Raw genomic sequence first — 22,780 nt, forward strand, 5'->3', positions numbered from 1 at the left:
ATGGGCATTGAGACCGAGTACGGGATCACCTGCGCGGCGCAGCGCGGTACACGCCCACCGCTGGACGCCGAAGAATCCGCACAGCGACTCTTCGCGCCGGTAGTTGCCGTGCATCGGTCCACGAACACTTTTCTAGAAAACGGGTCACGTCTCTACCTGGACGTGGGTGCACACCCGGAATATGCCACGGCCGAATGTGACAACATTGACGATCTCCTCGCGCATGACCGCGCCGGCGAACTCATTTTTGCGCGGCTCGCGAAACGCGCCAATGAAAAACTACAGGACGACGGCGTACCTGGGGCCATCCACCTCCTGAAAAACAATGTTGATTCAGAGGGGCATTCTTTCGGCTGCCACGAAAACTACATGGTGCACCGGCGCCCTGACTACCGCCAGCGCATTGCTCGGCTCATCCCCTTCTTCGTGACCAGGCAGATCGTAGCGGGAGCCGGTAGCCTGCACCGCGGGGAAGACGGGCAGGTTCGCTATGAGTTCTCCCAGCGCTCCCACCAAATGTGGGAGGCTATCTCTTCGGCGTCCACGCGGTCCCGACCCATGATCAACACCCGCGATGAACCCCACGCTGATGCGGAACTCTATCGGCGCATGCACGTCATCGTGGGGGATTCCAATATCTCCCAGGCAACAACCGGCCTCAAAGTTGCGGCCACCGAAGCTCTCCTCACCCTCGTGGAAGAAGGAGCTATCCTTCCGGACCTGGAGCTCGCCGACCCCATGCACGCCATCCGGATCACGGGCGCGGACCTATCGGGGCGGGCGAATCTGGAACTGGCCAGTGGTGGATTGACCGATCCGATTTCGGTACAGCAGCGGATGTACGAAGCCGCGCTGAACCACCTGGATCGGAAAGGATACCTGGCGGAGCTCGACCCCACCCGGCGCTATCTCCTCGAGCTGTGGGAGCGCGCCATTGACGCGGTGGAACGCCGTGATCCGAGCGCTATTGCCACCGAAATCGACTGGGCTGCCAAACTCGCCCTCCTCACCCGCTACCGGGAACGCACCGGGGCGAAACTCTGCGATACCCGCGTGGCACGCCTGGATTTGGCATATCACGATATTACCGAAGGAGGTCTGCGCGACCGGATGGAAGAATCCGGGCTTCTGCGCCGGGTTATCGCGCCCGCACGCGCCACCGCAGCGATGACGACCCCGCCGCACACCACCCGGGCCGCACTGCGGGGGCGTTTCCTGGCCGCTGCACGGCAAGCCCGGCGCGATGTGGCGGTGGACTGGTCCACCCTGCGCCTCATGGAGGCCAATGGGAATTCCAGTGCGGTCCTCAACGACCCACTCGCCACTGAAAACCCCGAGGTCGAGGCGCTTATCGAGGAGATCACCGCGTGAACTACCCCGTGCGATACCGAGCTATCTTGGCGGGCCTCGCGGTGGCCGCTACCGCGCTAGCGGGCTGTAGCGGCCACCGCGAGCCCGGCACCCCCGGAAGCGTGGATGTTACAGGTGCTTTCGGAGCTCCCGTGACCATCTCCGTGAGTGGAAATCTCCATGTTGACGGAGTGCGCCATGATGTCCTCATCCCGGGAGACGGGGTGGAACTGGCCGAAGGCAGCCCGGTCCTCGCTCGCATTACCTCCTTCGACTCGCGTACCGAAGCTCCGGTTGAAGGCTTTGCCACCGGCGGGATCACTCTCGCCACCGTGAGCCAAGCCGGAGTGGGGGAACTTGCCCCCTACATCAGCGGGCAGCGGGAAGGCAGCCGCCTGCTCATCCAGCGAGAAGAATTAGTTGCCGGAGATCCCGGTGCGATAGAAATCGTCATTGTCGATATTCTCTACACAAATGCACGCGGGGAGTCAGCGCCTCCACCGGCCACGCCGCCGGCCGGAATGCCGGGGCTAGCAAGCGGCGAAGGCGTGGCACCCGTGCTGACCGGGGGTGGCGGGCCCATTCCGGAATTCGCGGTGGTGCCGCTCGTGCTCGGGCGCGGTGAGCAGGTAGCCGCCTCGGACGAACTTGTGCTCAACTACTTCCTCGTGGATCCGAATGGGCAAACGGTTGATTCCAGCTGGACATCGGGGCCGGTGCGCGCGGCTATGGGCGATCTCATGGATGGAATGCGCAAAGGTTTAGTTGATCAGCGGGTAGGTTCGCGTGTCATGATTCTTATTCCAGCCAGCCAAGCCCGCGGAGATACCGACCTCGTTGCCATTGTTGATATTTTGGCCACGGGCCGGGCCCTCACCCAGATTCGTGCCGGGGCTGCCTAAGAGCCGCGTATCTGCACGTGTAGCTGCCCCGCATCCCAGCGCACCACCGCGTGTGCCAGGGCCGGGGCATCTCTTGTTGTGAGCAACGCACGCTCCTGGGTGGCCCACATATCCCACCAGCCACTCGGATCACCTTCGCGCTCCCGTACCCGAGCCAGCCGGAGAGAATCCTCACATTCCATCCAGATTGTTGCCGTGCATAGCGGGGCACAGGCCGCGGAAGCCGCCCCGCAACCTTCCAGCAGCAGCACCTCGGTGAACTGATCAGCCGGCACCGTTACCGGAGCATCGTAGCAGCTCATATACCAATTCCACGGTGTCACCCGCACGCTTTCCCCACTCAGAAAAGGCCCCAGAATCTCCCGGGCTACCCGCTCCACGCCACGGGCCAAGCCGTCCCATCCGGGTACGAAACGTTCCACCTCAAGAATCTCGACCGCCAGCCCGCTCTCCCGTAGTCGCGCCGCGAGGGCCCGCGATAGCTGGGTTTTCCCCGCCCCGCTGCGTCCGTCAATGGCGTAGATCCGCCTACCGTTCCCGCGAATCACCAGGGCTGCAAGGAGATCCAGGCCGTCCGCACCTTCTTTCATTGCTCCCGCCTATTCCTGCGTCATTTTTGTCATCCCGTGCGGGTACTCTATGTCATAACCGGCACGCGGAGCGAAGCTCACCGAGAGCGGGAGGCACAGTGGCATGGTTTATTGATGAGGTAGCACAGCGGGTGCGGGCCGCAGCTCGGCAGGTCCCGGACCAGGAGCGTGATGCGCTGCGGCGCGCCGTCCAGGCAGCTCCTGCACCGCGCGAGTTCTACCGTGCGCTCACGCCCAGTCCGCAGCGTCCCATCGGTGTTATCGGGGAAATCCGCAGCCTGGACGGAAACCCTGCCCCCGCCCCGGAATATATCGAAGCCTTTACGGAAGCGTTGAGCGGCGGGGGAGCGGCTGCTATCTCCGTGACCGCACCGGTTATCCCCGGAGGGCTTGGCCTGCCGGCGCTGCGCCGCGCCCGCGCCATCGGAGTGGGCCCGCTTCTCTACCGCGATGTCACTGTCTCCGCCGTGCAGCTTTTGCGGGCGCGCGCGGCGGGCGCGGATGCTGTGTCGCTTACCCCGCGCATCCTCTCCGATGTGGAACTCGAGGCACTGGTGGAACGCGCGCGATCCCTCGGCATGGAACCCTGCCTGGAAGTGGAATCCGAAAGTGACATAACTCGTGCGATTGGCTGCGCGGCGCGCGTCGTCGTCGCAGATTCGCGTTCCGTCACAGATTATCCGCAGCTTTTCGAGCAGTTGCCCTACACCTGCGTGCGGGTGGTGCGGCGCGGGGTGCGTAGTCCCCGAGATGTTTTCACCGCGGCGCGGCACGGTGCGGGGTGCGTTATCGTAGGGCGGGCCCTCCTCGAAACCGATGATCCGGTCGGGCTTGTGGCTCGCATGGCAACCGCGGGGCGGCATCCGGCCGCGCTGCTCATGGCCGAACGCATCGCGCACGTGAGCGACCATGCCGTTGACGCGACCGAATATACCGCCCAGGCACCCGGGCTCGGGCATCCGCCCCATGCCCACGCACAAGAAGGGACACGATGATACCAACAGCTATTCCGGCTCCCGAGCACTCCGAATGGGTGCTTTTCGAGACCTCCGCATTTTCCCTCTCTATCAAGTTCTACGCGATTGCTATCGTCATTGGGATTATCGTCGCGTATGCCCTGACGGAGCGGCGCTACGTTGCGAAGGGCGCGACCCGCGACGTCACGCTTTCCATCGCGCTATGGGCGGTTATTTTCGGGATTATCGGCGGGCGGCTCTACCACGTGATCACTGATTACCAGCTGTATTTCGGCCCGGGCCGTGATCCGTGGCGAGTCTTTGACCTGCGTGGCGGCGGCCTGGGCATCTGGGGTGCAGTTGCGCTGGGCGGCGTAGGTGCCTGGATCGGGTGCCGCCGCAACGGCGTCCGGCTCCTGCCTTTCGCGGATGCTCTTGCCCCGGGGCTTCTCATCGCCCAGGCCATCGGCCGCCTGGGTAACTACTTCAACCAAGAACTTTTTGGCGGCCCCACCGCACTACCGTGGGGTTTGGAAGTCGATGCCGCACACCGCCCGGCCGGTTTCCCACCCGACCAGCTCTTCCACCCCACCTTCCTCTATGAATCCCTGTGGTGCCTAGGTGGCGCCGTCGTACTCCTTCTCCTGGAAAAACGCTTCCACCTTGTGGCCGGGCAGCTTTTTGCCGCATATGTTATCGCTTACACTCTCGGCAGAGTGTGGATTGAAAACCTGCGTATCGATCCGGCGCACCTCGTTGCTGGTCTGCGTCTCAACGTTTGGACATCGCTTCTCGTTTTGCTCGGCGGGATCATCGCCCTCTTTATCCTGCGACGCGCCTACCTGCGTGATTCTTCTCGCGATCACGTGTGGTTGCGGGCCCGCCCCGAGCCGGAAACTGAGGGAACTGACATGTCGCAGAACGACGCCGCCGCTGCCGGCGCGGCCGCCGTCGTGCCCGAAAAAATGGAGACTCCCGGGGCCGCACGCGATAGTGATGCTGCCGCCGCGGCAAGCGAATCCGACGAGGGCGTGGGTAACCGCTCAGTGAACGGGTGACGCCGCTGCGCGAGCCGTGCGCTAGCGTAAAGATGAGCTCCGCTAGCGGGGCTTATAACGGTGCATATTTACCAGGACGAGTGCCTTGAGTCCCGATGGGGAAACAGGGCGCTCGGGTAAGATAGGAAACATGCGTAGAGCTAGAATTGTGTGTACGTTGGGTCCGGCTACGGATACCTACGATCAAATCCTTGAACTTGTTAAAGCCGGCATGAACGTGGCGCGTATTAACGCCTCCCACGGTTCGCATGAAGAACACGAAAAGCGCATTGATAATGTGCGCGCCGCCGCGAAGGAACTGGGTACCCCGGTTGCGGTACTCGTTGACTTGCAAGGCCCGAAGATCCGCCTCGGCCGTTTTGCCGAAGGCCCGGTCCAGCTGAACGTGGGCGATACCTTCACCATTACCACCCGCGATATCCCCGGCACGAAGGATATTTGCTCCACCACCTTCAAGGGCTTGGCGGGCGATTGCAACCCCGGTGATGTGCTCTTGATTGACGACGGCAAGGTTTCCGTGCGCGTTGTGGAAGTTGTGGACGGCACTGACGTGGTCACCCGCGTGGAGGTCCCCGGCCCTGTTTCCAATAACAAGGGTATTAATCTTCCCGGCGTGGCGGTGTCCGTTCCCGCCATGTCCGAAAAGGACGAAGAGGACCTGCGTTGGGGCCTCAACTACGGCGCGGATCTCATCGCACTTTCCTTCGTGCGTGATGCCAAGGATATTGACGATGTCCACCGCATCATGGACGAAGAGGGTATTCGCCTCCCCGTTATCGCCAAGATCGAAAAGCCGCAGGCGGTTGCCAACCTGGATGATATTGTCCAGGCCTTCGACGGCATTATGGTCGCCCGCGGTGACCTCGGCGTGGAACTGCCCCTTGAGCAGGTTCCGCTGGTGCAGAAGGAAGCCATTTCGCTGGCCCGCAAGCGCGCCAAGCCGGTCATTCTCGCCACCCAGGTTCTCGAATCCATGATCCAGAACCCGCGGCCTACCCGCGCTGAGGCCTCTGACTGCGCCAACGCCATTTTGGATGGTGCGGATGCCGTTATGCTTTCCGGGGAAACCTCGGTGGGTCTCTACCCGATCGAATGTGTGCGGACCATGGCCTCTATCGTTTCCTACACGGAGGAACACGGCCTGGAGCAGATCCCGCAGCTCTCTTCCCTGCATCGCACCCGCAACGGCGTTCTCACCCGCTCCGCGCTGGACATCGGTGAAGCGCTGGGCGTCAAGGCCGTTGTGGTCTTTACGGAAACCGGGCATACCGCCCGCCGCGTGGCCCGCAACCGTTCCCGCCTGCCCATTATCAACTTCACTCCCTCGGAGAAGGTGCGCAATCAGCTCGCCGTGCTGTGGGGTAGCGAAACCTACACGGTGGATCACTCCGCTGCCACCACGGATGAGATGGTGCAGCAGGTAGAAGACCGCCTTCTCGAACTGGGCCGCGCCCAGGTCGGTGACCGCGTGGTGATCGTGGCCGGGATGCCTTCGGGCGTAGCCGGCTCCACCAACACCCTGCGTGTTCACAAGATCGGTGAAGAAACGGGCGTTGCCTAAAACTCGCGAACTGCGCTAGGCGTGCCGGATGCGCGGCTAGCACAGGAAAGGCGAGCGGGTGCCTGCCGGCATAGGTCGGGCGGGCACCCGCTCCCATTCCAACTTTCTGCGTCACCTCATTTGAAATTTGGTGGCGGGTATGGTGAAATATTCTCTGCGTTTGCACAATCACCCGCGGTGATCCTGGTGATCCCGCTGGTAATGTCAGCACACGCGTAAGCTCCTGTGGTGGAATTGGTAGACACACTGCACTCAAAATGCAGCGCCGCAAGGCGTGAGGGTTCGAGTCCCTCCGGGAGCACCGCGGCGATAACCTTGAAGTTCGCTGGGAATCTCTGTCCCGGTGTTTGCTCTGCACCGCGCAGTCTGACAGCATGGTAAGGGGCGCGTGAATCCCGTTGCCGGTCATCATTCTCTCAAAGGTCAGAGAACACTTCAGTGTGGATGCAGGTGCAACATCGCACGCAGTACATTGGTTCAATCTATCCGGCATGCCGGTCGAAGGGGTCATGATGGCCAAGGACGCAGCGGCGCAATCCGCGGAGAACAAAGAAGCTATTCGGGTTCTTGTCGTTGAAGATGAAACTCTCATTCGCCTCGATATCGTTGAAACACTGGAAGATGCCGGGTATGAGGTTGTCGGGGAAGCTGGCGATGGCGAATCCGCTATTGAACTAGCCGGTGAACTCGAACCGGATCTTATTGTCATGGATGTGAAGATGCCGGGGATGGACGGCATTACCGCAGCGGATCGCATTCTGGAAGAACACCGCGTGGCCATCGTCATGCTCACCGCCTACTCGCAGCGTGACCTGGTGGAGCGCGCACGGGACGCCGGAGCGATGGCCTATGTGGTCAAGCCGTTCACGCCCGCTGATCTCATTCCCGCGGTAGAAATCGCGGTCTCGCGTAATCAGGAAATCGAAGCGCTCGAAAACGAAGTGTCCACCATGGCCGAGCAATTTGAAACCCGCAAGCGGGTGGATCGGGCTAAGGGCTTGCTGGAATCGCAGATGGGCCTGACCGAACCGGAAGCTTTCCGCTGGATTCAAAAGACCTCGATGGATCGGCGCCTCACTATGCGCGAAGTGGCCGATGCTGTGATTGAACAGGTAGGCGGGCGTAATTAGCCACCAGGTGCACGCATGGCGCGGCTGAGCTCGCGCTGATCATTCCATACTCGTGCAGCCAGGCGCTCACCGGATCTCCGGTGGGCGCCTGCTTGCTATCTCGCGTAGGCTAGAGGGGTGAGTGAAAAAAAATTCCTTCTTGTTGACGGCCATTCCATGGCGTTCCGCGCCTTCTATGCCCTGCGGGCAGAGAATTTCCTCACCGATCGCGGGCAGTACACCAATGCGGTTTACGGTTTCCTCTCCACCCTGCTTAAAATCATTGGTGATTACCACCCCGATTACATCGCCGTGGCCTTTGACCTGCCGGGAGGAACATTCCGCACCCGCGTCTATCCGGACTATAAGGGAGGCCGGGCCCCCACACCGGTAGAATTCGCCGGACAAATCGATGTTATTAAAAACGTTCTTGATGTCTGCGGCATTACCTGGCTTACCTATGAGGACTACGAAGCCGACGATATTATCGCCACCCTCTCGCGTCGCGCCGTAGAAGAGGGAGCGGATGTCTATATCGCCTCCGGTGACAAAGACTCTTACCAGCTCGTTGACGAGCACACCACCGTGCTCTATCCCATGCCGCGTTCGGCCATGCAGGCTCTCGACCCGGCCGGTATCGAAAAGAAAACCGGGGTGCGCCCCGAACGTTATGCTGACCTGGCTGCACTCGTGGGAGAGGGCGCCGATAATATTCCCGGAGTCCCCGGGGTCGGCCCGAAAACCGCGGCAAAATGGCTGGCCACCTACGGTGACCTCGATACTATTCTCAGCCGCGCGGATGATATCGGCGGAAAAGTTGGTACCTCTTTGCGCGAGCACCTGGATCAGGTTCGCCAGAATCGCTCCCTCAATACCCTCGTGCGTGACCTTCCTATCGGAGAGAACCTTGAGGAATTCCGCCCGCGCGGAGTGGAACGAGAAGCGTTACACGAGCTTTTTGACACTCTTGATTTTGACACTCTACGCGGGCGCGTCCTGGCAGAATTACCGGCACGTGACGGCACCACCGAAACCGATACGAGTGCCGGTTTTACCCTCACCGGCCTGGAGATCACCACATCCGGGGTACGCGAATGGCTCGCCCGGCACTCCGATGCGCCGGTGTACGGTCTTGAACTGGCGGGCCCGGCTAGTCCGGGTGCGGGGAGCGTGGAGGCACTGGCGATTGGAACGGCAACGGCCGCACTCCTGCTCGATACTCACACTATGAACGACGACGATACCGCCCAGGTGCGTGCCTGGCTGGAATCTGATGCCCCGAAGGTGGTGCACGGCGCCAAAGAAGCCTGGCATCGGGTGCGGGGGCAGGGCGTCGAATTGCGCGGCGTCGTACGTGATACCGTGCTGTGCGCCTACCTTCTCTATCCCGATCAGCGCAGTTATGACCTCGGCGATCTTGCGCTGCGGCACCTCGGCGTTGATTTGGGGGACGGGGGAGTGCTGCCCGGGCTGGACGGACAGGCCGATCCTTTGGCCGAGCGCGCCGCACTCCTCGGCCCGCTCTCCGATAAGTTGCTCGGGGAATTGAACATGCGCGGCGAGGATGGCGCTCTGCTCGACCTGGAAATGGACGTGGCTCGCACGCTCGCGCAGATGGAGGACACCGGTATTGCCGTGGATTCTCCCTACCTAGAAAAACTGCGAAAAGATTTCGATGGGCGCGTGGAAGCCGCGGCCCGGCTCGCTTATGATGCCATCGGCCACGAAGTCAATCTTTCCAGCCCCAAGCAATTACAGGGGGTGCTTTTCGAGGAACTCGGCTTGCCCACCACCCGGAAAACCAAATCTGGGTACACCACGAATGCGGAAGCGCTGGCCGATCTTGCGGTGCGCATCGCCGCGCGCGAGGACGATAAAGCCGTGGCCGGAACACAATTCCTCGGGGCGCTCCTCGAACACCGCGACGCCATTAAATTGCGGCAATCCGTCGAGGGCTTGCAGCGTAACACCCGGGCGGACGGAAAAATCCACACTACCTACCAGCAGGCGGTAGCTGCCACCGGGCGGCTTTCTTCTACCGACCCGAATCTTCAAAATATTCACGCGCGCACGGCCGAAGGTCTCCAGATCCGCTCTGCTTTTATTCCTTCCGAAGGCTATGCGGCGCTGATGACCGCGGATTACTCGCAGATCGAAATGCGGATCATGGCCTCGCTTTCCGGCGATGAAGCGCTGATCACCGCCTTTAACGAGGGCGAAGACCTGCATTCCTCGGTAGCATCCCTCGTCTTCGGGATTCCCGAAAGCGAGGTGAGTAGCGAACAACGTTCCCGTATTAAAGCGATGAGCTACGGGCTGGCCTACGGGCTTTCTGCTTACGGGCTTTCCCGTCAGCTCCATATTTCAGCCCATGATGCTCAAGAACTCATGGACGCCTACTTCGCGCGCTTTGGGAACGTACGTGATTACCTCGATTCCCTCGTGGCGAAAGCCCGCCAAGACGGCTATACCCAAACGCTGCTGGGGCGGCGGCGCTATCTTCCCGAGCTACGCTCCACGAACAGGCAGCTGCGCGAGGCCTCCGAACGCATGGCTCTTAACGCTCCCATCCAGGGCAGCGCGGCGGATATCATCAAGATCGCGATGGTGGCCGTGGTGGAAGCGCTGCGCGAGGCGGGGCTGCGCAGCCGAGTCCTCCTCCAAGTCCATGACGAACTTGTGCTGGAAGTGGCGCCCGGTGAGCACGAGGCAGCGGAGGAAATCGTGCGCCGAAAAATGGCCGGGGCAGCACAGCTGCGGGTGCCTCTCTCGGTGGGTGTGGGATACGGCCCAAATTGGCGCGAGGCCGCGCACTAGCCGCGCATTAAGTGCGCACCTAGCCGCGCACTAGATCGGGGCGCTCACACTCCGTAGCTTCAGGACCCGGATGCCTTGCATGAGCTAGGCTTTTCCGCGTAGTATGGAGAACTGGTGTGAGCACCCGCCACACTGGCCGATATCCATCGGTCCCAAGCAAATATTCACAATAGTGTCCGGAAGTTATCAGTTAATGACTAATACCACCCCCGAGTCTTCGACTCTCCCCGAGATTGCCGTCAACGATATCGGCTCCGAGGAAGAACTTATTGCCGCCGTCGATAAGACGATCAAGTACTTTAACGATGGTGACCTCGTCGAAGGAACCGTTGTCAAGGTCGACCATGACGAAGTGTTGCTCGACATTGGCTACAAAACCGAGGGTGTTATTCCCTCCAAGGAACTTTCGATCAAGCACGATGTCAACCCTGATGATGTCGTCGAAATTGGCGACCAGGTAGAAGCCCTTGTCCTCCAGAAGGAAGACAAGGAAGGCCGCCTCCTCCTCTCGAAGAAGCGCGCACAGTACGAACGCGCCTGGGCTGAAATCGAGAAGGTCAAGGAAGCTGATGGCGTCGTTACCGGCACTGTCATTGAAGTTGTCAAGGGCGGTCTGATTGTTGATATCGGGCTGCGCGGCTTCCTTCCCGCTTCGCTCGTTGAAATGCGCCGCGTGCGCGATCTGCAGCCCTACATCGGCCGCGAGCTTGAGGCGAAGATCATCGAACTCGATAAGAACCGCAATAACGTGGTTCTTTCCCGCCGCGCGTGGCTGGAAGCATCCCAGTCCCAGGCTCGTGGCGAATTCCTGCACCAGCTCCAGAAGGGCCAGGTGCGCGAAGGCTTCGTGTCCTCCATCGTCAACTTCGGTGCCTTTGTGGACCTCGGCGGTGTGGACGGCCTCGTCCACGTTTCCGAACTTTCCTGGAAGCACATTGACCACCCGTCCGAGGTTGTCGAAGTCGGCCAGCCCGTCACCGTGGAAGTTCTCGATGTTGATATGGACCGCGAGCGTGTCTCGCTTTCCCTCAAGGCCACCCAGGAAGATCCCTGGCAGTCCTTCGCTCGCACCCACGCGATCGGCCAGATCGTTCCGGGTCGCGTGACCAAGCTCGTTCCCTTCGGCGCTTTCGTGCGCGTGGAGGACGGCATCGAAGGCCTCGTCCACATCTCCGAACTGGCTTCGCGCCACATCGACACCCCGGAAGAGGTTGTCAAGGTGGGCGACGACGTCTTCGTCAAGGTCATCGATATCGATCTGGATCGCCGTCGTATTTCGCTTTCCCTCAAGCAGGCCAACGAAGGCGTGGATCCGAACTCCCAGGACTTCGATCCTTCGCTCTACGGCATGGCCGCTGATTACGACGAAAACGGCAATTACAAGTACCCCGAAGGCTTCGATCCCGAATCGAACGAATGGCTCGAAGGTTACGAAGCTCAGCGCGAGGCATGGGAGAACGAATACGCCCAGGCCCAGGCCCGTTGGGAAGCGCACAAGGCCCAGGTTGCTGCCGCGCTCGAAGCCGATGCTGCTGCCGGCGCCCAGGCTGCTGCCGCCGCAGAACCGGCCGCGGATATCCCGGCCAGCTACAGCTCCACTTCCGAACCGAGCGGCTCGCTCGACTCGGATGCGGATGAAGCTCTCGCGGCCCTGCGCGAGAAGCTGACCAACAACTAAGGCATACGCTACCGCTGGTAGCACCTAGTAACGCCGCCGGCGTGCCTCTTCGGGGGGAGCGCCGGCGGCGTTTTCTTTCCGCGGGACGCATTGTTAAGCTGGGATGGTGAAAGAATTAAGAGTTGGCGCAGCCAGCGCACAGCAGCTACGCACCTTCTCCTATCCCAGCGGGCGTGCCCTGCGGGTGGCCGTCTCCGGTGGAATCGGCGCCGGCAAATCCACGGTCACTCGCGTGCTGCGTGAGCGCGGCGCGCTTATTGCCGATGCGGACGCACTTGCCCGGGAGGTCACCGCCCCGGGTAGTTCAGTCCTCGCGCAACTCGCCACCGATTTCGGTTCGGGTATTTTAAACGACGACGGTGCCCTCAACCGCGCCGCCCTCGCCGCGCATATCTTCTCCAACCCGGCGGCCCGTCACCGGCTCGAAGTCCTCACCCATCCCGCTATCATCGCGCGGGCTCGGGAGATCCTCGCTAGCGCACACCCGGGCCAGCTGGCCGTTTACGATGTACCCCTCCTGGTAGAAACCCGCGGTGATCGCGAGGTCGATTGCGTGATGATCGTCTCCGCACCGGAAGAAAAGCGCCTGGAGCACCTGCGGGGCCGGGGAATGAGCGAAGCGGATGCACGGGCCAGGATGCACACCCAGGCTGATGATGAGGCCCGCCGGGCCCTCGCTCATATCTGGATTCATAATGCAGGAACACGTGAGGATCTGGAAAAGCTCGTTGCCGAGTGCGCGGATAGGTGGCTGGTGGCGCCGCAGGCGCCGGCGTCGTCGTAGAAAACTCAAGGTAAAAGCAAGTAAAAACGTGACCCGTTCCGTGTTTACTCTCAGCGTAAGAGGGAGTACCATTTACAAATAGTGAAATGACCGTTTCGCTATATGGTACGTCTCGTCGCCACGAAGCAACGATGCGCGGCGATGGGGCCTAAAAATTGAGAGGTTAAAAAGCTATGCCAATTGTTTGGCTGCTCGTGGGCATTGCGTTGATGCTGGTGCTCAACATCGTTTTCAAGGTGAATTCGATGCTTGCACTCTTGCTCGCCGCCGTTGTGGTGGCACTGTGCAATGGCATGGGCCCGATGGAAACCCTCAAGACCGTCACCACCGGTTTTGGTTCTACGCTGGGTTCGCTCGCCATTATCGTTGTTTTCGGTGCAGTTATCGGCCGCCTCATGGTGGACTCCGGTGCGTCTCACGTGCTGGCATCGGGGCTCATCCGCCGCTTTGGACTGCGCTTCGTGCGTATCGCGGTCATCATTATCGGTCTTATTTTCGGCCTGGCGATGTTCTACGAAGTCGCCTTCTTGATGATCGCTCCGCTCGTTATTTCCATTGCTCAAGAAGCGAAGGTTCCGTGGCTGCGCCTGGCTATTCCCGCCGTATGCGCCACCACGGTTGCTCACTCTATCTTCCCGCCGCAGCCCGGCCCGGTGGCGCTCATTGATCAGTACCACGCGGACGCCGGCATGGTTTACCTCCTCGGTATTCCCATGGCAATCCTCTGGGTGATCGTGGGCGGCGTGCTGCTTCCCAAGGTGCTCGGCAACCTCGAACGCCCGGTGCCGAAGTTCATGTCCGGCGATGCGGATGATAAGGAAGCCGCGGTCAATCCGCCGTCCTTCTTCGTTTCCCTCATCGTGCCGCTCAGCCCGGCCATCATCATGATCTCCGTGACCATCGCCAATATTTGGGTGGATAAAGAATCCCTGCTGGGCCAGTGGCTCAACTTCTTTGGTTCCTCCCCGGTTGCCATGTCCGTGGCGCTGGTGCTCGCCATGTTGCTCTTCGGTATTCAGCGTGGGCACAAGGGCGAATGGGTTATGGACAAGTTCAATAAGGCCGTGTCGATTATCGCCGGCGTTGTCATGATTATCGGTGCCGGTGGCGCCTTCAAACAGGTTGTTATTGACTCCGGCATCGGCGATTACATCGGTGGGTTCATGAGCGCGGGCGCGGTATCGCCGTACATCATGGCTTGGTTCATTACGGTTCTTATCCGTCTGGCCACCGGCCAGGGCGTGGTGTCCGCCATGACCGCCGCGTCCATTATCGGTGCGGCTGTTATCGACCCGGCCACCGGCGTCATGCAGGCGGGCGTGGATCCCACGCTGCTCGTACTCGCCACCGCCGCGGGCTCCAACTTCATGACCCACATTAATGACGCCTCCTTCTGGCTCTTCAAGGAATACTTCGACCTGTCCATCAAGGACACTCTGAAGACATGGGGCGGCCTGCTCGCCTCCGGTTCGCTGGTTTCGCTGGCGTACGTAATGTGCCTCTCGCCGTTCTTCGGCTAGAGCATGAGTAGGCGGGTGCGGGCGGCCGGTATGGTCGCCCGCATCGCACAATTACAAGAAAATCAAGGAGTACACATGACGCAGAGCATTCCCTTTGCCGAGCAAGCTATCGCCGGCGTCAGCCTCGTCACCCGTGGGGACCTGAGCGCGCTGGAGATTAACACGGATACCGTATCCGGTACCGTTTTCCCCTACGGCGCCCACGTTGCTTCCTGGAAACCGGCTGGCTTCGAGGACGTCCTCTACATGAGCGAGCTATCCGGCCTCACGCAGGGCACTCCTATCCGGGGCGGTATCCCGGTGGTAGCCCCGTGGTTCGGGCCTTCGGATAACGGCCTGCACGGCTGGGCTCGTATCCAGGACTGGACCCTCGAATCCGTGCGCGGCGATGCCACCGCGGTGGAGGCGAACTTCACCCTCGCGGGCAGTGCCCTGGGCGGTGAGCTGGCTGATTCTCTTCAGCTCAGCTACACCGTGCACCTGGGCAGTGATTTTTGGGTGCGGCTGAGCGCCACCAATACCGGCACCGAAACGATCACCCCGGAGCTGGCCCTCCACGCCTACTGGGCGGTGGATGCGCAGGCCCTTCGTATTGAAGGCATCGAGGAGGGCGGTATTGATCGCCTTGCCGATAACGCGCAGCTCCCGGCCGGCCCCTTTGAGGAACTCGCAGGCCAGACCGTTGATCGTTTCTACCCCTTCGCGGGCGATATCGTGCTCGTGGACGCGGGCGGACACCGCAAGATCACCCTGCGCTCGGAAGAATCCGATAAATCGGTGGTGTGGAACCCGGGTACGAAGGGCTCGGCCGCGAATGCGGATATGCCCGATGATGCCTGGAAGCATTTTGTGTGCGTGGAAGCAACTCGAGTGCGCGAAGGCGCCCCGCAGCTTGCCCCGGGGGAGAGCGCCACGCTCACCCTGCACGCCACCGTGGAGCACCTCGGCTAGTGTGTAGCTCAACGCCGGTTCTCGCCACGCTCAATACGTGGGATAACGACGGCGCCCAGCGGCCGGACAGCAACTCGACCATAACCTCGGGTACCTGTCCGGCCGCTGGCGTATTTCGTACCGCGAGCCGGGCGAGGCTAGTAAGCTCGCCACTATGGCTCTTGATTCTGAGATTGTGCGCAGCGATAAGCCTTTCGAGGTTATTTCCGAGTACCGCCCTTCGGGAGATCAGCCCGCCGCGATTGCCGAACTCACCCGCCGTATTAACGACGGTGAAAAAGACGTGGTGCTGCTGGGAGCCACCGGCACCGGAAAATCGGCCACCACCGCCTGGCTCATTGAACAGGTACAGCGCCCCACGCTTATTATGGAGCCGAATAAAACCTTGGCCGCGCAAATGGCAGCGGAATTCCGTGAGCTTATGCCGAATAACGCGGTGGAATACTTCGTCTCCTATTACGATTACTACCAGCCGGAAGCTTACGTTCCTCAAACCGATACCTTTATCGAAAAAGATTCTTCCATTAACGATGAGGTAGAGCGCCTGCGCCACTCAGCCACCAATTCACTCCTCACCCGGCGGGATACCGTGGTAGTGGCCTCCGTTTCCTGTATTTACGGCCTGGGTACCCCGCAGGAATATGTTGATCGTATGGTGCAACTCCACGTGGGTCAGCACCTGGATCGCGACGAGCTGCTGCGCACCTTCGTCTCCATGCAATACACCCGCAACGATATTGCCTTTACGCGCGGCACTTTCCGGGTGCGGGGCGATACCGTGGAAATCATCCCGGTGTATGAAGAATTGGCTATCCGCATTGAATTCTTCGGTGATGAGATTGACGGGATCTCGCTGCTCCACCCGCTCACCGGGAATGTTATTCAACGCACTGATACCGCGCATGTGTTCCCGGCCTCCCATTACGTGGCCGGGCCCGAGCGGATGGAACGCGCTATCCGTTCCATTGAGGAAGAACTAGCCGAACGCCTCGAATACTTGCGTGCGCATAACAAGCTCCTTGAGGCGCAGCGCCTGGAAATGCGCACCAGTTATGACATTGAGATGATGCGCAATATTGGAACAACCTCCGGTATTGAGAACTATTCGCGGCATATTGACGGGCGCGGGCCGGGTACCGCCCCCAATACGCTCCTCGATTACTTCCCCGATGATTTCCTCCTTATCCTTGATGAATCCCATGTGACGGTGCCCCAAATTGGGGCCATGTACGAGGGAGATATGTCGCGTAAACGCACCCTCGTGGAGTACGGCTTCCGACTGCCTTCCGCCATGGATAACCGCCCTCTCAAATGGGAGGAATTCCTTGATCGCATCGGCCAGACCGTGTACCTATCCGCGACACCTGGCAAATATGAACTTGAGCAAGCGGACGGCGTCGTCGAACAAATTATTCGACCCACCGGTTTGGTGGATCCGCTTATTAAAGTCAAGCCCACCGAAGGTCAGATCGATGACCTCCTCGAGGAAGTGCGGGTGCGGGCCGAACGTGATGAGCGAGTGCTCGTCACTACTCTCACGAAGAAAATGGCTGAGGATCTCACCGCGTACCTGGCGGATCGCGGGGTGCGGGTGGAGTATCTGCATTCGGATGTGGATACCCTGCGCCGCGTGGAGCTGCTGCGGGAATTGCGCCTCGGCAAATTCGATGTGCTCGTGGGTATTAACCTGCTGCGTGAGGGACTGGATCTTCCCGAAGTTTCCCTCGTGGCCATCCTCGATGCTGATAAGCAGGGCTTTTTGCGTTCGACCACCTCACTTATCCAGACCATCGGGCGCGCGGCCCGTAACGTCTCCGGGGAAGTGCATATGTACGGAGATAGCATTACCCCCAATATGCAGCAGGCTATTGATGAAACGAATCGGCGCCGGGAGAAGCAGCTTGCCTACAACCGCGAGCACGGGATCGATCCGCAACCGCTGCGCAAACGGATTGCGGACGTGACCGATATGCTCGCCCGGGAAGATGTGGATACCGAGCAGCTGCTCGCCGGCGGGTATCGCCAAGAGCCCGCGCATGCCCAGGCGCGGGCCTCGGAAGCGGAAATTGCCCGCGCGCAGGGCGGGAAAGAGCTGCGTGAGCTCATCACCGAGCTCACCGCGCAGATGCACGCGGCCGCAGAACAGCTCCAATTTGAGCTCGCGGCGCGTTACCGCGATGAAATCAAAGACCTAAAAAGCGAGTTGTGGCATTCCCAGCAGGCACAAAAGTAAAATGCCCGCGCGGGAAACGCGCCTGAGCCCCCGCACTAGCACCCGCAGGCGCCTCCGCTCGGCACGCGAGCCGCGCATGAAATGCGGCTCGGCGGTGCTTTCCATCGTGTAAAGTGTGCACTCGTGGAGGGGAGTATTCCCGTCAACCACCGATTCGTCAACACGAGACCCACCCGGGTCGTCCGGATCGGAGACCTGCCGCAGCTAGGCGCGTGGCGGGTGGGAAGAGACCTCCGGTCATTCCATCCGGAGGGTATTGCATGCTTTCATATGCCACGGGTTTGCTCCCGCTTACGAGCACACCCGAGCAGATGTCGGTCCATATGGCCGAGTGGATTCTGCTATTCGTCGTTGTTATCGGTATTTTTGCCTTTGATCTGCTATCCCACGTGCGTAAACCGCATGAACCCAGCATGAAAGAATCGGCAGGTTTCCTGCTCTTCTACATTTTCCTGGCCGTTTGCCTGGGCGGATACCTGTGGTGGCGCCACGGGGATACCTTCGGATTGCAATTCTTCAGCGTCTGGGGCGTGGAATATTCGCTCTCCGTCGATAATATCTTCGTCTTCATCATTATTATGGGTTCCTTCGCGGTGCCCCGTGCCCTCCAGCAGAAAGTGCTGTTCTGGGGCATTGTTATCGCGCTGTGCCTGCGTTTCCTCTTTATTCTGCTGGGTAAAGTCATTGTGGAATCCCTGGCCTGGTCCTTCTTCCTCTTCGGTGCATTCCTGCTGTGGACCGCGTTCTCCCAGGTCAAAGAAGGCCTCTCGAATAGCGAGCCGACGGGCGAGGAAGCCGATAATTTCTTCGTGCGCCTGGCGCGCCGTACCCTCCCGGTGGCCGAGGATTACCACGGCGATCACTACATCGTGAAGCGCGAGGGCAAACGCTATATCACCCCGCTGCTGCTATGCATTATTGCCATCGGCGGGATTGATCTTATGTTCGCCCTGGATTCCATCCCGGCTTCCTTCGGTTTCACCACCGAGCCCTTCATTATTTTCGCGGCTAATGCCTTCGCCCTCATGGGCCTGCGGCAGATGTTCTTCCTGGTGGATGGGCTGCTGGAGCGCCTCGTGTACCTGCACTTCGGCCTGGCAGCTATCCTCGCCTTCATCGGTTTCAAACTCATTTTCGAGGCGCTGCACCATTACGATATCGCCGCAGGCTTCTTCGAGTTCACGCCGCTGAGCTCACTGCTCGTTATCGTTGTCATTATCGTGGTGACGGTGGTGGCGTCCCTGCTCCGCTCGCGGTCCCTTGCGCGTAAAGAGAAGAACGACGACGACGGCGCAACTGGCAACAGCGCCCGCTAAGCACAACGCGCTAATCTGCGAGGCGCCGCGCCAGGCGGCGCGCCAGAATCGCGCACACAAAAATTTGTAACTGGTGGAAAATAACCACCGGGACGGACAACGGGGCAACCGTGGCCGGGGAAAACAGTGCCTTGGCCATCGGGAGCCCCGTTGCCAATGATTTCTTCGAACCGCACATGAGCACCACGATGCGGTCTTCCACACTCATCCGCGCCAAGCCTCCTAGCCACCAGGTCACGCATAGCATTGCTGCCAGGAGCACACAGCACAGGGCAAGGAGGCCGAGGATCGTCCAGAGCGTGACCCCGACCCAGGCGCCTTCCGCGGTGGCATTGAGCACGGAGGAGAGCACGATGAGGATAATGGAGCTGTTATCCACGGTACGCACCAGGCGCGGGTGAGCGCGGAACCACGTGCCGACCCAGGGCTGGAGGCACTGCCCAATAATAAAGGGGAGGAGCAGCTTGAGGAGCACCGAATTAATGGATCCGGCCGAAGCTCCCTCCACGTGCAGGAAAAGTAGGACGAGCAGCGGGGTGAGGAAAATTCCCGCGATATTGGAGACCGTAGCGGAGGTGACGGCAGCGGCAACATTTCCGCGGGCGATGGAGACCATCGTTACCGAGGACTGGATAGTGGAGGGGAGCAAAGCCAGGTAGAGGAAACCGAGGGCAAAAGCTGGCCCTAAGATCGGCGCAACCAGGTGGCCCAGGGCGAAACCGAGGAGCGGAAAAATCAGGTAGGTGCACAGGAACACCAGGCCCTGCAGTTTAATATTGCGCAGCCCGGCCAGTACATCCCGGGTACGCAGCCGCATCCCGTAGACCAGGAATACGCAGGCAACCGCGAGGTCCGAGACGGTTCCCAGATGCGCCCGCAGGGTACTGGGTGCCGGGATCAGCAGCCCGGCGATCATCGCCAGGATAATTCCGGCTACCAGGGGATCGGGCCGGTAGCGGAGGAGACGGGCGCCCCGGTGGATTCCCTTATGCTCTCGGTCATTCCCGCGATTGTGTGCTCGGTTAGTTGCCATGGGAACCAGCCTAGCGTGAACATTGCACCATCCGGTTATCGAACCTGTGTTCAACCGTGTAAGCTTGGCCGGGTGAGTGATGTTATCCATGTTCAGGGCGCACGGGAAAATAACCTCCGTAATATCACGGTGGATATTCCCCGCGATCAACTCGTTGTGTTTACCGGGCTCTCGGGCTCGGGTAAATCCTCCCTGGCTTTTGACACCATTTTTGCCGAGGGGCAACGCCGCTACGTGGAGTCGTTGAGCTCCTATGCCCGTATGTTCCTCGGTCAGATGGATAAACCGGATGTGGATCTTATTGAGGGCCTTTCCCCGGCGGTCTCCATCGATCAGAAATCCACCAACCGTAATCCGCGCTCCACGGTGGGCACGGTCACGGAAGTTTATGATTATCTACGTTTGCTCTACGCGCGCGCCGGGGTGCAGTACTGCCCGGAATGCGGGGCGAAAATCACCGCTCAAAGCGCCCAGCAAATCGTGGATACGCTTCTCACCTACCCGGAAGGCACCCGTTTCCAGATTCTCGCCCCGGTCGTGCGTGACCGCAAGGGCGAATACGCGGATGTTTTCACCGATCTCGCCCAGGCTGGCTACACCCGCGCTCGGGTGGATAGTGAAGATATCCGCTTGGATAACCCGCCCAGCCTCGATAAGAAGCTGCGCCACAATATCGACGTCGTCGTTGATCGCCTCGTGGTGCGCGAAGGTATCAGCAGCCGTCTCACCGATTCGGTGGAGCAGGCACTCGGGCTTTCTTCCGGGCTCATGGTGGTGGAATTCGTGGACGCGGCCGCAGGTGACGAACGCACGCGGCGTTTTTCCGAGCACCGCTCCTGCCCGAACGGGCACGCCCTCGCCCTGGAAGAAATCGAACCGCGCACCTTTTCCTTTAACGCTCCCTACGGGGCCTGCCCGGCTTGCGACGGGCTGGGATCCACCCTCGAAGTGGATCCGGATCTCGTGGTGCCACATCCGGAAAAAACCCTGCGCGAAGGCGCGATTGCTCCGTGGACCGGCCACCAGGATTTCTTCACTCGCCAGATGGAAGCCCTGGGGGAAGAACTCGGTTTCGATGTGGATACTCCCTGGCAGGATCTGCCCAAGAAGGCGCGCAAGGCCCTGCTGGAAGGGAATAATTACAAGGTCACCGTCAAGTACCGCAACCGCTGGGGGCGGGAAAAAACCTATGCCACCGGATTCGAGGGAGTCCTCGGCTACGTGAAACGTAAGCACGGGGAAACTGAATCCAGCTGGTCGAAGGAACGCTACGAAGGCTATATGCGGGAGATTGCCTGCTCGGCCTGCCACGGCGCGCGTCTCAAACCGGATGTGCTGGCCGTACGTATCGGAAACCTCAATATTTTCGAGCTGTGTTCCCTGGCCATCGATGATGCCAAAGCTTTTCTTGACTCGGTGGAACTCGATGCCCGCCAGGCCCAGATCGCCGCGCAGGTATTACGTGAAATCCAGGCGCGGATGGGTTTCCTCGTGGATGTGGGGCTGTCGTATCTCACCCTCGCGCGCGGAGCCTCCACACTTTCGGGTGGCGAAGCCCAGCGGATTCGCCTGGCCACCCAGATTGGTTCCGGGCTCGTGGGTGTGCTCTATGTTCTAGACGAACCCTCCATCGGCCTGCACCAGCGCGATAATGAAAAACTCATCGGCACTCTTGTCAAACTCCGCGATCTGGGGAATACCCTTATCGTCGTCGAACACGATGAAGAAACAATCCGCACCGCCGATTACGTTATCGATATCGGCCCGGGTGCCGGAGAATTTGGTGGGCACGTTGTCTACGCCGGGGATGTTGCGGGTCTCAGCGCATGCGAAGAATCCGTGACCGGTGCTTACCTTTCCGGAAAACGCAGTATTACGACGCCGCAGCAGCGCCGCCCCGTTGATCCGGAGCGGAAAATCACGGTGCGGGGCGCACGGGAAAATAACCTTAAAAACGTGGAGGTATCCTTCCCTCTTTCCACCTTTATCGCGGTAACCGGGGTTTCCGGTTCCGGGAAATCTACCCTCGTCAATCAGATTCTGTACCGCTCCTTGGCCAATCAGCTTAACGGTGCCCATACCGTGCCCGGGCGACACCGCGACGTCACCGGGGCCGCGGACCTGGATAAGGTTGTGCACGTGGATCAGTCGCCGATTGGGCGCACCCCGCGCTCGAATCCGGCCACCTACACCGGGGTATGGGATAAAGTGCGCCAGCTCTTCGCCCAAACCCAGGAGGCGAAGGTGCGCGGTTACGGGCCGGGCCGCTTCTCCTTTAACGTTAAAGGCGGGCGCTGCGAAGCTTGCAAGGGCGATGGCACCGTGAAAATTGAGATGAACTTCCTTCCCGACGTGTATGTTCCCTGCGAGGTCTGCCACGGTACCCGGTACAACCGGGAAACCCTGGAAGTGAAGTACCGCGGGAAGAATGTTTCCGAAGTTCTTAATATGACCATTCACGAAGCTGCGGAATTCTTTGATCCCATCACGAATATCACCCGCTATCTCACCACGTTGGAACGGGTGGGTCTCGGCTACGTACGTTTGGGGCAATCGGCTACCACGCTCTCCGGCGGGGAAGCGCAGCGCGTGAAACTCGCTTCGGAACTGCACCGGCGCTCCAGCGGCCGCACGGTTTATATCCTGGATGAGCCCACCACGGGCCTGCATTTTGAGGATATTCGCAAGCTTCTGTTGGTACTGCAATCTCTCGTGGATAAAGGCAATACCGTTATTGTTATCGAACACAATCTCGATGTCATTAAATGTGCGGATTGGGTTATTGACATGGGCCCGGAAGGTGGCGCCGGCGGGGGCACCGTCGTCGCCACCGGAACTCCGGAACAGATCGCCGCGGTGCAAGAATCCTATACCGGGCAGTTCCTCCGTCCGCTCCTGGAGGAGAAGTGGAGGTGACGAGCC

The 22,780-nt window shown here is 60.3% G+C and carries 16 protein-coding genes and 1 tRNA gene; 15 read left to right on the forward strand and 2 right to left on the reverse strand.

All coding sequences use genetic code 11. The features are described 5' to 3' along the window. On the forward strand, positions 1–1,371 hold a 1,371-nt coding region (gene pafA, locus ACTFPK_RS00005), incomplete at its 5' end, for a Pup--protein ligase (protein ID WP_274734046.1). Then, on the forward strand, positions 1,368–2,252 hold the full coding sequence (locus ACTFPK_RS00010) for an FKBP-type peptidyl-prolyl cis-trans isomerase (protein ID WP_274736534.1): 885 nt from the start codon (positions 1,368–1,370) through the stop codon (positions 2,250–2,252). The genes pafA and ACTFPK_RS00010, both read left to right, overlap by 4 nt. Here ACTFPK_RS00010 and ACTFPK_RS00015 read toward each other — a convergent pair. Further along, entirely contained in the window at positions 2,249–2,842 is a 594-nt protein-coding gene (locus ACTFPK_RS00015) for a hypothetical protein (RefSeq protein WP_274734411.1), read from the reverse strand. The genes ACTFPK_RS00010 and ACTFPK_RS00015 overlap by 4 nt on opposite strands. A gap of 98 nt (positions 2,843–2,940) precedes the next feature. On the opposite strand from ACTFPK_RS00015, the gene ACTFPK_RS00020 reads away from it, so the two are divergent. From ACTFPK_RS00020 to ACTFPK_RS00075, 12 genes are all read left to right on the forward strand, one after another. Continuing rightward, positions 2,941–3,837, forward strand: a complete 897-nt coding sequence (locus ACTFPK_RS00020) for a hypothetical protein (RefSeq protein ID WP_274734410.1) — start codon at positions 2,941–2,943, stop codon at positions 3,835–3,837. Then, on the forward strand, positions 3,834–4,856 hold the full coding sequence (gene lgt / locus ACTFPK_RS00025) for a prolipoprotein diacylglyceryl transferase (protein WP_274734409.1): 1,023 nt from the start codon (positions 3,834–3,836) through the stop codon (positions 4,854–4,856). The genes ACTFPK_RS00020 and lgt overlap by 4 nt, the downstream gene beginning before the upstream one ends. A 130-nt stretch (positions 4,857–4,986) precedes the next feature. After that, on the forward strand, positions 4,987–6,417 hold the full coding sequence (pyk, locus tag ACTFPK_RS00030; protein ID WP_126134945.1) for a pyruvate kinase: 1,431 nt from the start codon (positions 4,987–4,989) through the stop codon (positions 6,415–6,417). Between the two features lie 219 nt (positions 6,418–6,636). Beyond that, positions 6,637–6,718 (forward strand) — tRNA-Leu (locus ACTFPK_RS00035). A gap of 211 nt (positions 6,719–6,929) precedes the next feature. After that, complete coding sequence (locus ACTFPK_RS00040) at positions 6,930–7,547, forward strand: ANTAR domain-containing response regulator (RefSeq protein WP_274734414.1); 618 nt, start codon at positions 6,930–6,932, stop codon at positions 7,545–7,547. A 117-nt stretch (positions 7,548–7,664) separates the two neighbouring features. Next, on the forward strand, positions 7,665–10,343 hold the full coding sequence (polA, locus tag ACTFPK_RS00045; RefSeq protein WP_274734408.1) for a DNA polymerase I: 2,679 nt from the start codon (positions 7,665–7,667) through the stop codon (positions 10,341–10,343). Positions 10,344–10,536: 193 nt separating this feature from the next. Then, a complete protein-coding gene (rpsA, locus tag ACTFPK_RS00050) occupies positions 10,537–12,021 on the forward strand; it encodes a 30S ribosomal protein S1 (protein ID WP_126134943.1) in 1,485 nt (494 codons plus the stop codon). A 103-nt stretch (positions 12,022–12,124) separates the two neighbouring features. Then, the gene (gene coaE / locus ACTFPK_RS00055; RefSeq protein WP_311373453.1) at positions 12,125–12,805 is read left to right on the forward strand and encodes a dephospho-CoA kinase; all 681 of its coding nucleotides are present in this window, start codon (positions 12,125–12,127) and stop codon (positions 12,803–12,805) included. A gap of 173 nt (positions 12,806–12,978) precedes the next feature. After that, positions 12,979–14,325, forward strand: a complete 1,347-nt coding sequence (locus ACTFPK_RS00060; RefSeq protein WP_274734406.1) for a gluconate:H+ symporter — start codon at positions 12,979–12,981, stop codon at positions 14,323–14,325. A 75-nt stretch (positions 14,326–14,400) separates the two neighbouring features. Continuing rightward, a complete protein-coding gene (locus tag ACTFPK_RS00065; RefSeq protein WP_274734404.1) occupies positions 14,401–15,276 on the forward strand; it encodes a D-hexose-6-phosphate mutarotase in 876 nt (291 codons plus the stop codon). Between the two features lie 154 nt (positions 15,277–15,430). Then, complete coding sequence (uvrB, locus tag ACTFPK_RS00070; RefSeq protein ID WP_274734403.1) at positions 15,431–17,509, forward strand: excinuclease ABC subunit UvrB; 2,079 nt, start codon at positions 15,431–15,433, stop codon at positions 17,507–17,509. A gap of 260 nt (positions 17,510–17,769) precedes the next feature. Further along, on the forward strand, positions 17,770–18,825 hold the full coding sequence (locus tag ACTFPK_RS00075) for a TerC/Alx family metal homeostasis membrane protein (protein WP_284898536.1): 1,056 nt from the start codon (positions 17,770–17,772) through the stop codon (positions 18,823–18,825). A gap of 10 nt (positions 18,826–18,835) precedes the next feature. Here ACTFPK_RS00075 and ACTFPK_RS00080 read toward each other — a convergent pair whose 3' ends face one another. Continuing rightward, positions 18,836–19,858, reverse strand: coding sequence for a bile acid:sodium symporter family protein (locus tag ACTFPK_RS00080; RefSeq protein ID WP_274734400.1), 1,023 nt, complete (start codon positions 19,856–19,858; stop codon positions 18,836–18,838). Between the two features lie 72 nt (positions 19,859–19,930). Here ACTFPK_RS00080 and uvrA point away from each other — a divergent pair, with 72 nt between their 5' ends. Beyond that, positions 19,931–22,774 carry an excinuclease ABC subunit UvrA gene (gene uvrA / locus ACTFPK_RS00085; protein ID WP_274734399.1) on the forward strand — a complete coding sequence of 948 codons (2,844 nt, stop codon included), beginning with the start codon at positions 19,931–19,933 and terminating at the stop codon, positions 22,772–22,774. Positions 22,775–22,780 lie beyond the last annotated feature (6 nt).

It is taken from the genome of Actinotignum sp. UMB0459 (assembly GCF_051905915.1).
GTDB lineage: Bacteria > Actinomycetota > Actinomycetes > Actinomycetales > Actinomycetaceae > Actinotignum > Actinotignum sanguinis.